This window comes from Enterobacter mori LMG 25706 (assembly GCF_000211415.1).
Lineage (GTDB): Bacteria > Pseudomonadota > Gammaproteobacteria > Enterobacterales > Enterobacteriaceae > Enterobacter > Enterobacter mori.
Genome location: NZ_GL890780.1, coordinates 719,324 through 733,170, shown reverse-complemented (window position 1 = coordinate 733,170; position 13,847 = coordinate 719,324). Strand labels below are relative to the sequence as shown.

Sequence of the window (13,847 nt, the reverse complement as noted above, 5' to 3'; positions counted from 1 at the left end):
TTATGGCAGTGCGTAAAAAAAGCCAACTTGCACTTTTTGTGCGCGCTGTGATTTATAGCGCTATTCCTCTTATGTTGCTGGAGTGCACTTCCCTGCATGCAAGGGAAGTGACGTTTGATACCGATATCCTTAAATCGCGGGGGTTGGGTGCCGATCTCAACCGCTACTTTGCTGAAGCCCCCCGCTTTTTGCCGGGAACGCATTCGGTGTCGGTAAAAGTAAACGGCAGCGACCGCGGAACGGCAGCTGTTCGCTTTAGCGAAGACGGGACGATGTGCGTTGATAATGACTTTCTGGAATTCGCAGGATTGATGCCGGTTCCCATCAAGGCGAATGAAACCTGTCACGATATTCGCAGCGATTATGCCCAGGCTGTCATCAACGCCCTGCCAAATCAGGAAGCGGTAGAGCTTTATTTACCCCAGGAAGCGATTAACAGCATCAGCGCTGACGTTAAAAATTTCCAGCATGGCGGCACAGCAGGCATGCTGAACTACTCATTATTCAGCACCAAAAGCGATTACAGCGGAAGTGACAGCAGCAGTAACCGCTACTCCCAGGCAAGTCTGGAGGCGGGGTTCAATGCCATGGATTGGTCTCTGCGTAGCCGTTATATCCTGACGGATGATGACGGTAACCGAAATGCAGAGAGCATTTATACCTACGCAGAGCATGTGTTTGTTCCCCAGCGCCTGACCATGCAGGTGGGGGAAATCAACGCCATGTCCGATGTGCTAAGCGGCGTGCCGATCACCGGTGTACAGCTGATGCCAACCAGTGGGTTGCAGAAAGATGGTTCCGGCGTGAGCGTGTCCGGTATCGCCCGGACATCACAGGCCCGCGTGGAGGTTCGTCAGAACGGCAGACTCATCTTTAACACCCTGGTTCCGGCGGGGCCGTTTACGCTGGATGATGTACCGATGGTGCGCAACAACGTCGACCTGGACGTGACCGTGGTTGAGTCTGACGGCTCGACGAACCGCTTTATTGTTCCCGCAGCCTCCGTGAAATCACGCAATCTTTCAAGACCCAATGGATTGACCGTTTCGGCAGGTCAGGTGCGCAGTATAGAGAGTGACTATAGCGATCCGCTGGTGTTCAACGTTTCCGATGGCTGGCGAATACTGCCATGGATGAACCTGCTTGCCTCAGGCGTGGTAGCCGAAGATTACCAGGCGGCAGGGGCGCGCACTGAGTTTATGCTCACCGATGGCTGGAACGTTTCCACCAGCATGGCTGCCAGCAAGGCGCAATTTGGTGACAGCGACAACGGTATTAAAAACGAATTACAGAGCGATTACTTGCTGACCGAGAGCGTCGGCCTCTCTGGCAGCGTTGCGCATTACAGCGGTGATTATCGCGAACTGGCGGATGCCATGGATGATGATTATCAGGGCTATGACAACAGTTATTCTGCCAATATCCGCTGGTCAACTCCGCTGGCAGGGGCATTCAGCGCAGGTTTAAGCTACAACCAGGCTGCGGGAGACGGTGAGGATTCTCGTTATTTACTGTTGTCATGGGGTAAAACCTTCAAATATGCCTCGGGCAACGTCAACTGGCAAAGCGCAGTGGGCAGCACGGATGACGACCAGGACGACGATTTGCTCTATATCAACCTCAGCATTCCGTTAGGCGGTTCGCAGAGCCTGAGTTCATATATGCGCAAGCAGGGCGACAGCACCAGCTATGGCCTGGCAAACAGCGGCGCATTGGGTAATGACACCAACTACTATATTTCTGCCGATCGTGATGATGAATCGCAGGAAAACAGCTTCAACGGCAACATCAATACCAATCTCCACTATACCCAACTTAGTGTAGGGGGGGGGACAAGCGGCGATCACCAGCGCAACTACAATGCAACGCTGTCGGGCGGTATTGCGGATGCATAAGGACGGCGTGACCTTCTCGCCATATTCCATCAAGGATACCTTTGCGATTGCCAAACTCAGCGAACCGAAGGTGGGGGTCGAAATCACCACGCCACAAGGTACCGTCTGGACTGACCGCTGGGGGCAGGCTGTCATCCCTGGACTGACCGAGTGGCGTAACTCACGCATCGAAGTGGATGCAAACAAACTCCCGCAAAGCATGACGCTGGCAAACGGTACCAAATATATCGCTGCTGCACATGGTTCGGTAAGCGAAGTGAGCTTTAAGGTACTGAACAGCCGTCGCGTGATGTTGCGTATTAAGCAGGCCGACGGTAAGCCGCTCGCGAAAGGCCTGTCCGTGGTGGATGCGAAAGATAACTACGTGGTGACGGTGGTTGATGATGGGCATGTCTTCCTGAACGATGCCGACCAGGTTACCGCACTTTATGCCATCAATGATGAAAATCAACGTTTGTGTAAGCTTGATTTCACGCTTCCTGAAAAGCATGACGAAGACGCGTTTTATGAGGAAGTAAACGGAGTATGTCGATGAACATTCAACGTCTGGCAGCGCTCCTGCTGCTTGCTTTACCCTGCATTTTGTATGCGGAAGATTGCCAGTTAACGCTCTCTCAGCAGGTGGTCGATTATCATCAGATGCGACGCGATAACATTGTTTCGAGCCAGCAGAGCTGGAACAAAATGCCGGATAAAGACATTAACGTCAGCGTCTATTGCCCGGAAAAGCAGCAGATGGCAACCCTTTTACAAGGCGCTTCCGGCCAGAAAGGGCGTTTCCAGTTTGGTCAGAATGGCGGTGTGGCGATTAAAGTCAGCAACCTGACGCTTGACGGTAAAAGCTATAACGTGGGGAAAACAACCGATCAGGTGAACTTTACGCCGGAAAACGATAATGGTGCATCGCTCTATATTCGTAATAACGAGGCGGTCATTGCGGTGGAAAATGGCAAAGTACCCAGTGGCCAGCAAATGAATTTTACCGTCACGATTTTCCCGGTACTGAATGACAGCGCGTTCGACCATATTTCAGATCAAACCGCTCTGGAGAGTGATTTGTCCTGGCAGCTTCTCAAGAAATAATAATGGCCCGGTGTATGCCGGGCCATTCTCGTTACACTTCCAGGTAATTCATAATCCCGTCGGCCGCTTTACGCCCTTCGGCAATGGCGGTGACCACCAGGTCAGAGCCGCGAACAATATCGCCACCGGCGAAGATTTTCGGGTTGCTGGTCTGGAATGCGTTGTCGCTGCCTTCAGGTGCAATCACGCGGCCCTGTGAATCCAGCTCAACGCTGTGCTTCGCAAGCCATTCCATACTATGAGGACGGAAACCAAACGCCATGACGACGGCATCGGCCGGGATCACATGTTCGGAGCCTGCCACGATCTCAGCGCGACGACGACCCTTGGCATCTGGTGCACCCATCTCGGTGCGCGCCATCTTCACGCCACTCACTTTACCGTTGGCATTCACTTCAATGCCCAGAGGCTGGATGTTGAACTGGAACTCTACGCCCTCTTCACGCGCGTTTTTCACTGCGCGTTTAGAACCAGGCATGTTCTCTTCGTCACGACGATAGGCGCAGATCACATGCGCCGCATTCTGACGAATAGACGTACGCACGCAGTCCATCGCGGTATCACCGCCGCCCAGCACCACCACGCGTTTGCCTTCCATGCTGACGAACGGCTCGTCGGCAGTTTCGCCGTAGCCCATGATCTGCTTGGTGTTGGCAATCAGGAACGGCAGGGCATCATAAACGCCTGGTGCCTCTTCGTTCTCCAGACCGCCGCGCATGGACTGATAGGTGCCCACGCCGAGGAACACGGCGTCGTAATCCTTCAGCAGGTCGTCGAGCTGCACGTCGCGGCCCACTTCCACATTCAGTTTGAACTCAATGCCCATGCCAGTGAAGATTTCACGGCGACGGGTCATGACCTCTTTTTCCAGCTTGAAGGCCGGGATGCCGAAGGTCAGCAGACCGCCGATCTCCGGATGGCGGTCAAAGACCACCGCCTTCACGCCGTTACGGGTCAGGACGTCCGCACAGGCAAGGCCCGCCGGGCCCGCGCCGATGATTGCCACGCGCTTGTCGGTTTGACGCACGCCGGTCATATCCGGACGCCAGCCCATCTCGAACGCTTTATCGTTGATATAGCGCTCAATGTTGCCGATGGTCACCGCGCCGAACTCGTCGTTCAGCGTACAGGAGCCTTCACACAGGCGGTCCTGAGGGCACACGCGGCCGCACACTTCCGGCAGGGTGTTGGTCTGGTGAGACAGCTCGGCGGCTTCAAAAATACGTCCTTCGTTGGCCAGTTTCAGCCAGTTCGGGATGTAGTTGTGGACCGGGCATTTCCATTCGCAGTAAGGGTTACCGCAGGACAGGCAGCGGTCTGCCTGCGCTTTGGCCTGGCCTTCTGAAAACGGCTCGTAGATTTCTACAAATTCAATTTTGCGGATCTTCAGCGGTTTCTTTGGCGGATCAACACGCTGCAGGTCGATAAACTGGTATACGTTCTGGCTCATCTGAATTCCTTACTGCGCCTGCACGCGCAGCTCTGCTGCGCTACGACTACGGTGACCCAACAGGGCTTTAACATCGCTGGACTTCGGTTTAACCAGCGCGAATTTCGCTGAGAACGCAGGCCAGTTCGCCAGGATCTCTTCTCCGCGCGAAGAACCGGTATGCTGCACGTGTTCGGTAATCAAACCGCGCAAGTGTTCTTCGTGGATGGCCAGCGTATCAACGTCCAGCACTTCCACCAGCTCCGGGTTCACGCGTTTGCGGAACTCACCGTCTTCGTCCAGGACGTACGCAAAACCGCCCGTCATGCCCGCGCCGAAGTTCACGCCAGTTTTACCCATTACGCAAACAATCCCGCCCGTCATGTATTCACAACCGTTATCGCCAATGCCTTCCACCACGGTGGTAGCACCAGAGTTACGCACCGCAAAACGCTCGCCCGCACGACCTGCTGCGAACAGACGACCGCCGGTCGCGCCGTACAGGCAGGTGTTACCGATGATGCTCGCTTCATGGCTGCGGAAGGCTGAGCCGACCGGAGGACGCACCGCCAGCAGACCGCCCGCCATGCCTTTACCGACGTAGTCGTTGGCATCACCAGTCAGGTACAGCTCAACGCCGCCTGCGTTCCACACGCCGAAGCTCTGACCCGCGGTACCGCTGAAGTGCGCAGTAATCGGATCCGCCGCCAGCCCCTGGTCACCGTGCGTTTGCGCGATAGAACCGGAGAGGGAGGCACCCACGGAGCGGTCGGTGTTGCGGATATCAAACCAGAACGTTTTGCTCTGCTTCTCGTCCACGTACGGTTTCGCCTGCTGCAGCAGCTGCGCGTTCAGCACGCCGTTATCGAACGGCGGGTTGTTCTCGGTGCAGTAAACCGCTTTGCCAGGATGCGGCTGCGCGGTTTCCAGCAGCTTGCTCAGCTCTAGTTTCTGCTGCTTGGCGGTGAAACCTTCCAGCTCTTTCAGCAGGTCGGTACGGCCAATCAGGTCGACCAGGCGCTTCACGCCCAGCTGCGCCATCAGCTCGCGGGTTTCACGGGCGATGAAGTCAAAGTAGTTGGTCACTTTGAACGGCAGGCCGTGATAGTGGTTCTTACGCAGCTTCTCGTCCTGGGTAGCAACACCGGTTGCGCAGTTGTTCAGGTGGCAAATACGCAGGTATTTACAGCCCAGCGCAACCATCGGGCCGGTACCGAAGCCGAAGCTTTCCGCACCGAGGATTGCCGCCTTGATAATGTCGAGGCCAGTTTTCAGACCACCGTCCACCTGCAGACGGATCTTGTGACGCAGGCCGTTCGCCACCAGCGCCTGCTGGGTTTCCACCAGGCCAAGCTCCCACGGGCAACCCGCGTATTTCACGGAGGAGAGCGGGCTTGCGCCGGTACCGCCATCGTAGCCGGCGATGGTGATGAGATCCGCATAGGCTTTCGCCACACCGGTGGCGATGGTGCCGACGCCCGGTTCGGAAACCAGCTTCACGGAGATCATCGCTTTCGGGTTGACCTGTTTCAGGTCGAAAATCAGCTGCGCTAAGTCCTCGATAGAGTAGATATCGTGGTGTGGCGGCGGGGAGATCAGCGTCACGCCCGGTACGGAATAGCGCAGTTTGGCGATGTATGGGGTAACTTTATCACCCGGCAACTGACCGCCTTCGCCCGGTTTAGCACCCTGAGCGACTTTAATCTGAATCACGTCGGCGTTGACCAGGTACGCAGGCGTCACGCCAAAGCGACCGGATGCCACCTGCTTGATACGGGAGACCTTGTTAGTGCCGTAACGCGCTGGGTCTTCACCGCCTTCGCCGGAGTTGGAGTTGCCGCCGATGCTGTTCATGGCTTCCGCCAGCGCTTCGTGGGCTTCCGGGCTCAGCGCGCCGATGGACATCGCCGCGGTATCGAAGCGTTTGAACAGCTCGGTTGCAGGCTCTACGTCGTCGATGCTGACGGCTTCGTCACCTGGGTTCAGGGCAATGAGGTCGCGCAGCGTTGCCGCCGGACGGTTGTTTACCAGCTCAGCGTACTGCTGATAATCGCTGTATTCACCGCTCTGAACCGCCTGTTGCAGCGTGCGCACCACGTCCGGGTTATAGGCGTGGTATTCGCCGCCGTGAACGTATTTCAGCAGACCGCCCTGATCCAGCGGCTTACGTGCCAGCCAGGCGCGTTTTGACAGGTTCACCAGATCCTGCTGGAAGTCAGCAAAACCGGCGCCGCCGATACGGCTGATCACACCCTGGAAGCAGAGATTTGCGACATCGTCATGCAGGCCGACCGCTTCAAACAGCTTCGAACAGCGGTAAGAGGCGATAGTCGAGATGCCCATTTTGGACATGATCTTATACAGGCCTTTATTGATGCCGTTGCGGTAGTTCAGCATTACCGCGCGGTAATCTTTGTCGATCGCGCGGGTATCGACCAGACGAGCCAGCGTTTCGTAGGCCAGATACGGGTAGATCGCCGTCGCGCCAAAGCCTAACAGCACGGCAAAGTGATGCGGGTCGCGGGCGCTGGCGGTTTCAACAATGATGTTGGCGTCGCAGCGCAGGCTCTTATCGACAAGACGCGTCTGGATAGCACCCACCGCCATTGGTGCGGGTAACGGCAGACGGTTTTTCGCGATATTGCGGTCAGACAGCACCAGCAGAACGGTACCGTTACGCACCATCTGTTCAGCTTTATCACACAGCGCATTCACCGTCTCTTCGAGGGTCGCCTCGGTCACGTCGAACGTAATATCGAGCGTGTCGGCGCGGTAGTGATCCTCTTTCAGCGTAGTGAGCTGTTTGAAATCGGAGTACAGCAGGATCGGCGATTTAAAGGTCAGACGGTGCGCCTGACCTTCGGCTTCGCAGAAGACGTTCATCTCGCGGCCGATGCTGGTTGCCAGTGACATCACGTGCGCTTCACGCAGCGGATCGATCGGCGGGTTGGTGACCTGCGCGAACTGCTGACGGAAGTAGTCGTAAATAATGCGCGGCTGGCTGGAGAGCACGGCAAACGGGGTATCGTCACCCATGGAGCCGACCGCTTCCTGACCGTTTTCACCCAGTACGCGGATGACGGAGTCCAGCTCTTCCGCGCTGTAGTTAAACTGCTTCTGGAAGCTTGCGAGGGTATCGTCGTCCAGCTCGCGGCTACCCACTTCTTCGTCCGGCAGATCTTCGAACGGCACCAGACGACGGACATTTTTCTCCATCCACTCTTTGTACGGATGGCGACTTTTCAGATCGTGATCGGTTTCGGCGGAGTGCAGGATGCGCCCACCGCGGGTGTCGATAACCATCAGCTCGCCCGGACCGACGCGGCCCTTCTCGACCACTTCGTCAGGCTGGTAATCCCAGATCCCGACCTCAGACGCGCAGGTGATGAGCTTATCTTTGGTGATGACGTAGCGCGCCGGACGCAGACCGTTACGGTCCAGGTTACAGGCGGCAAAACGGCCGTCGGACATCACGATGCCAGCCGGGCCGTCCCACGGCTCCATGTGCATGGAGTTAAAGTCGAAGAACGCGCGCAGCTCAGGGTCCATATCCGGGTTGTTCTGCCATGCCGGTGGCACAAGCAGACGCATGGCGCGCACGATGTCCATCCCGCCTGCCAGCAGCAGTTCCAGCATGTTATCCATGGAGCTGGAGTCAGAGCCGGTTTCGTTCACGAACGGCGCGGCATCATGCAGGTCAGGGATCAGTGGCGTCTGGAACTTATAGGTACGGGCGCGGGCCCATTGGCGGTTACCGGTAATGGTGTTGATTTCGCCGTTGTGCGCCAGGTAGCGGAACGGCTGAGCCAGCGGCCAGCGTGGAACGGTGTTGGTGGAGAAGCGCTGGTGGAACAGGCAAATGGCCGATTCCAGACGCAGATCCGCCAGGTCCAGGTAGAAGCGCGGCAGGTCAGCCGGCATACACAGACCTTTATAGATGTTCACCAGGTTAGAGAGGCTACAGACGTAGAACTCTTTATCGTCCTGGAGACGTTTTTCAATGCGGCGGCGGGCGATAAACAGACGGCGTTCCATATCACGCGGACGCCAGCCCGCAGGCGCGTTAACGAAAATCTGTTCGATACGAGGCAGCGAGGAGAGGGCGATTTCACCGAGCACCCCTTCGTTGGTTGGCACATTGCGCCAGCCGACAATCGACAGGGTTTCACGCTGAAGTTCTTCTTCGACGATGCGGCGTGAGGCGGCAGCCTTTTCAGGATCCTGATTCAGGAACAGCATGCCGACAGCGTAGTTTTTGGCTAAACGCCAGCCGCGCTCTTCCGCCACGATGCGGAAGAAACGATCCGGTTTTTGCAGCAGCAGGCCGCAACCGTCGCCGGTTTTACCATCGGCAAGGATGGCGCCACGGTGCTGCATTCGGGCCAGTGCGTGAATAGCAGTACGCACTACCTTGTGGCTAGGTTCGCCTTCTATGTGGGCGATCAGGCCGAAACCACAGTTATCCTTCTCAAGGGATTTATCGTACAACATATCAGTGAACCTCCCCAGGCTCGTCGGGCTTCCCACTGAACTTTACCGTGGCGCACAGGCACAGAAAGAGCATGGCGACGGGGTTTGCGTTTCATACGCGGACCTCGCATTCGCCCTCTTTTTCATCCTTTCGCGCAGGTAAACAAGTTTGAGGACTTGCTTCAGAGGGAATCTCAATTACTGCATAAATATGATGAGCAGGCCGCTCATCCAGAAAGCTTCCAGCGGATTTCCAACTTATCGGGAATTGGTACACAGGTCAAATGGCAATCTTATTTATACAAAAATGTGCTAAAGAGGGTTTATGTGATTGTAATTAAAGGATATTTAACTATTTTTACATTGATTGTATGCCCTGACAGAACGCAGCGGAGTGTGATCTGACTCACTATATGAAAGCGGTATTATCAATGTAGCGTGCTGAATAGCCGTTTTATAGCAGAATAATAATCTGGCATTGACTGCAAACCCGCATAAACCCACTGTTTTTCAGTGGTGGCGCTATAAATGAAAAAAACAATCAGAACATAAGGAAAAGTAATTACGAGTGGTGTGAATGAAATTGCAGTAATCTTGAGTATTTATTCATATGGATAAAGGCCGTCCAGGGCGATTGATCCAGGTCATCGCCGACAGAGGCTAAAAATGGCAGGCTTGTCCCCTTTCTCCGGGACGGTCTATCAGATTATGCAGTTACAGAAATTAGTCAATATGTTTGGTGGGGATCTTTTGCAGCGATACGGACAAAAGGTTCATAAGCTGACGCTGCACGGCGGGTTTAGCTGCCCGAATCGCGATGGCACCATCGGGCGCGGCGGCTGCACCTTCTGTAACGTTGCGTCCTTTGCTGACGAAGCTCAGCAGCATCACTCTATCGCGGAACAGCTCGCACATCAGGCGAGCCTGGTGAACCGCGCGAAGCAGTATCTGGCCTATTTCCAGGCCTACACCAGCACGGGGGCGGAGGTGCAGGTGCTGCGCTCGATGTATCAGCAGGCGGTCAGCCAGGCTAACATCGTAGGGCTGTGCGTGGGGACGCGCCCGGACTGCGTACCGGACGCGGTGCTGGACCTGCTCAGTGAGTACAAAGAACAAGGCTACGAGATCTGGCTGGAGCTGGGCTTGCAAACCGCGCACGACAAAACCCTGCACCGCATCAATCGCGGTCATGATTTCGCCTGCTACCAGCGCACCACGCGGCTGGCCCGTGAGCGTGGGCTGAAAGTCTGTTCGCATCTGATTGTTGGGTTACCCGGCGAAGGTCAACAGCATGGTCTTGAAACGCTGGAAAAGGTGGTTGAGACCGGCGTGGACGGCATTAAGCTGCATCCGCTGCATATCGTTACGGGAAGCATTATGGCGAAAGCCTGGGAAGCAGGACGGTTAAGCGGTATTGAGCTCGACGACTATACGGTGACGGCAGGGGAGATGATTCGCCACACGCCGCCGGAAATTGTCTACCACCGCATCTCCGCCAGCGCCCGCCGTCCAACGCTTCTGGCACCGCTATGGTGTGAGAACCGCTGGACGGGGATGGTGGAAATCGACCGCTATCTACAGGAGAACGGTGTACAGGGGTCGGCGCTTGGCCGCCCGTGGGTTCCCCGTCTACCGGCGACGGCCGCCTAACAGGCTTCCCAGCATGCCGCGCACTATCTGATTAGTGACCTGTCGTGCGGCACTTTTCGCCATGGTTTGTACCACGCCGTCGCGCTTGCCGCCGCGCGGCCCGGTGCTGCCGAACAGGATGTCTTTGAGCCCCCCGAGAATACCGTCATCCACGGCGACAGACTGCCCTTTTGCGGCAGGCGCATCCTGCGATTCCGTTGTCGCCTGAACCCCTTTTTGCAGCATCTCGAACGCGGACTCCCGGTCCACTTCGTCTTCGTACTTTCCGTAAACCGGAGAGTGGTTAATCAGGCCGTTGCGTTCATCGTCGGTAACCGGCCCCATGCGCGAGCAGGGCGCGATCACCATAGCGCGTTCCACCACGGACGGGCTGCCCTTCGCATCCAGGAACGAGATCAGCGCTTCACCGGTGCCTAACGCCTGAATCGCCGCTTCGGTATCAAAGGCCGGATTGGCGCGCATGGTTTGCGCGGCGGCTTTTACTGCTTTCTGATCTTTTGGCGTAAAGGCGCGCAGGGCGTGCTGCACGCGGTTACCAAGCTGACCGAGCACGTTTTCCGGGATATCCGACGGGTTTTGCGACACAAACCAGACGCCAACGCCTTTGGAGCGGATCAGGCGAATGACCTGTTCAATTTTATCCAGCAATACCTGCGGCGCGTCGTTAAACAGCAGGTGCGCTTCGTCAAAGAAGAAGACCAGCTTCGGTTTTTCCAGATCGCCCGCTTCGGGTAACTGTTCGTACAGTTCGGAGAGCATCCACAGCAGGCTGGCGGCGTAGAGCTTTGGCATCTGGTAGAGCTTTTCTGAACTCAGAATGTTGATGATGCCTTTGCCGCTGCTGTCGGTGCGCATCCAGTCTTTGATATCCAGCATCGGCTCGCCGAAGAAGTGCTCGGCGCCCTGTTGCTCCAGCGTGAGCAGCCCACGCTGAATGGCCCCTACCGAGGCGCTGCTGATGTTGCCGTACTGGTTCTGGAAAGATTTGGCGTTATCGCCGATGTACTGGGTAATGGCGCGCAGATCTTTGAAATCAAGCAGAAGCAGTCCCTGATCGTCGGCAATACGGAAGATAATGTTCAGCACGCCGGACTGCACGTCGTTGAGGTTAAGGAGCCTCGCCAGGAGAAGAGGACCGAGATCGGAGACGGTGGCGCGCACCGGGTGGCCTTTCTCACCAAAGATATCCCACACCACCACCGGATTGCTATGCGGCGTCCAGTCCGTGATGCCAATATTCTTCAGCCGTTCGAGCAGTTTCTCAGAGGCCGTCCCTTCCTGAGCCACACCGGTTAAATCGCCTTTCACGTCAGCCATAAAGACCGGTACGCCAATCTCCGAAAGCGACTCCGCCAGCTTTTGCAGGGTGACGGTTTTCCCCGTCCCGGTCGCTCCGGTGATCAGACCGTGGCGGTTCGCCATCGCGGGCAGTAAATACAGCTCTTTTTCCAGCGTCCGGGCAATTAACAATGGTGTACTCATGATGCGCTTCCTCTCTTTGTCCTGGGTGGAGTATAGGCAAACTGGTCGCAATTTGGTTGAGTAAATTCCTGACTTTGCGGCGCATTATCCAGCGCGGACTATGCTTTTGCATACGGTTCACAACATTTTGGGAATGTATGTCCAGATTCTTTTTTAATGATCGCAAACAACTGGTTAACGATGCTATTGAAGGCATTCTGATTTCTGCTCCGCACGGAAACCTCGTCAAGCTTGATGTTGATCCTGCCATTCGAATTGTTGCGCGCGGTGACTGGGATAAAAGCCGCGTAGCGGTGATCTCCGGTGGGGGTTCCGGCCACGAACCGGCGCACGCTGGGTTTGTCGGAAAAGGGATGCTCACGGCGGCGGTATGTGGCGACCTGTTTGCCTCGCCGAGCGTGGATGCGGTGTTGAATGCCATTGTGGCGGTCACGGGCGATCGCGGCTGCCTGCTGATCGTCAAAAATTACACCGGTGACCGCCTGAATTTTGGTCTGGCGGCAGAAAAGGCCAAACGCTACGGCCTGAAGGTGGAGATGGTGATTGTGGCGGACGATATCGCGCTGCCGGACAACAAGCAGCCGCGCGGTATTGCCGGTACGGCGCTGGTGCATAAGATTGCGGGCTATGCGGCGGAGCACGGGAAATCGTTGAGTGAGGTGCGGGATATTGCGCAACAGGCCTGCGACAACCTCTGGAGTCTGGGCGTTGCGATGCAAACCTGTAACCTGCCGGGCAGCGACGAAGAAGAGGGGCGGATTAAGCAAGGCTACGTCGAGCTGGGTCTGGGCATTCACGGTGAGCCGGGGGCGTCAGTGGTGGATACGCAAAACAGCAAAGCGATTATCGACACGCTGGTGACGCCGCTCAAAGCGCAGGCGGGCGAAGGGCGCTTCGCCGTGCTGATTAACAATCTCGGCGGCGTCTCGGCGCTCGAAATGGCGTTGCTGACCAAAGAGCTGGCGCATTCGGCGCTGAAAGAGAACATTGCGTACCTGATTGGGCCGGCGCCGCTGGTGAGCGCGCTGGACATGAAAGGCTTTTCTCTGACGCTGCTGAAGCTCAACGATTTCTTCGAAAAGGCGATTCATGCCGAGGTCGAGACGCTGGGCTGGCAGAAGCCCGTGCCGTTCGCACCTTTACGTACCGTTGCGCATAGCGCCATTCACGATCGCGTGGAATACACCCCGTCGGAAAACCCGCGGGTGAGTGAGTATGTCTCCTCGGTAACCGGGACGCTGATCGAACTTGAAAATCGCCTGAACGCGCTGGATGCGAAAGTGGGCGACGGTGATACGGGCTCCACCTTTGCGCAAGGTGCGCGGGATATTGCGCAGCGTCTGGAGGAGCATAAACTTCCGCTGAACGACGTGTCGACGCTGCTGCTGCTGGTGGGCGAGCGGCTGGCGACGGTGATGGGCGGATCAAGCGGGGTGCTGATGTCGATCTTCTTCACGGCGGCCGGACAAAAGCTTCACGATGGGCAGCCTCTACCGGAGGCATTGCTCAGCGGACTGGCGCAGATGAAGCAGTATGGCGGCGCAGATCTTGGCGATCGCACGCTGATCGACGCGCTACAACCGGCGCTGGAGGCCTTGCAGAAAAAAGATCTTCAGTCAGCGGCGCAGGCGGCACAGCAGGGGGCAGAGGCAACGGCGAAAATGGAGAAAGCCGGAGCGGGGCGCTCGTCGTATGTGAATAAAGAGAATCTGGACGGCGTGATGGATCCGGGAGCGGTCGCGGTGGCAGAGGTGTTTAAAGCCATGGTAGAAGCAAAACGGTAACAGCCGTTACCGTTTTTAGTGTTTGCGCCCTCTCCCCGTGGGAGAGGGTTGGGG

The 13,847-nt window shown here is 56.6% G+C and carries 6 protein-coding genes and 1 pseudogene; 4 read left to right on the top strand and 3 right to left on the bottom strand.

The features are described from left to right. The first annotated feature begins 2 nt into the window (after positions 1–2). A pseudogene (locus ENTMO_RS24430) lies at positions 3–2,430 on the top strand (fimbrial biogenesis outer membrane usher protein). Continuing rightward, the gene (locus tag ENTMO_RS0121680) at positions 2,427–2,978 is read left to right on the top strand and encodes a DUF1120 domain-containing protein (protein ID WP_010436104.1); all 552 of its coding nucleotides are present in this window, start codon (positions 2,427–2,429) and stop codon (positions 2,976–2,978) included. The pseudogene ENTMO_RS24430 and the gene ENTMO_RS0121680 overlap by 4 nt, the downstream one beginning before the upstream one ends. A gap of 31 nt (positions 2,979–3,009) precedes the next feature. Here the strand turns inward: ENTMO_RS0121680 and ENTMO_RS0121675 are convergent, their stop codons facing one another. Further along, a complete protein-coding gene (locus ENTMO_RS0121675; protein WP_010436102.1) occupies positions 3,010–4,428 on the bottom strand; it encodes a glutamate synthase small subunit in 1,419 nt (472 codons plus the stop codon). Positions 4,429–4,437: 9 nt separating this feature from the next. Beyond that, positions 4,438–8,898, bottom strand: coding sequence for a glutamate synthase large subunit (gltB, locus tag ENTMO_RS0121670; RefSeq protein WP_010436099.1), 4,461 nt, complete (start codon positions 8,896–8,898; stop codon positions 4,438–4,440). A gap of 687 nt (positions 8,899–9,585) precedes the next feature. Between gltB and ENTMO_RS0121665 the strand changes: the two genes are divergently transcribed. Next, the gene (locus tag ENTMO_RS0121665; protein ID WP_157133735.1) at positions 9,586–10,527 is read left to right on the top strand and encodes a TIGR01212 family radical SAM protein; all 942 of its coding nucleotides are present in this window, start codon (positions 9,586–9,588) and stop codon (positions 10,525–10,527) included. Here ENTMO_RS0121665 and ENTMO_RS0121660 read toward each other — a convergent pair. After that, a complete protein-coding gene (locus tag ENTMO_RS0121660) occupies positions 10,507–12,009 on the bottom strand; it encodes a helicase HerA-like C-terminal domain-containing protein (protein ID WP_010436096.1) in 1,503 nt (500 codons plus the stop codon). The two genes, ENTMO_RS0121665 and ENTMO_RS0121660, sit on opposite strands and share 21 nt — an antisense overlap. 137 nt (positions 12,010–12,146) lie before the next feature. Between ENTMO_RS0121660 and ENTMO_RS0121655 the strand changes: the two genes are divergently transcribed. Further along, positions 12,147–13,793 carry a dihydroxyacetone kinase subunit DhaK gene (locus ENTMO_RS0121655; protein ID WP_010436094.1) on the top strand — a complete coding sequence of 549 codons (1,647 nt, stop codon included), beginning with the start codon at positions 12,147–12,149 and terminating at the stop codon, positions 13,791–13,793. Positions 13,794–13,847 lie beyond the last annotated feature (54 nt).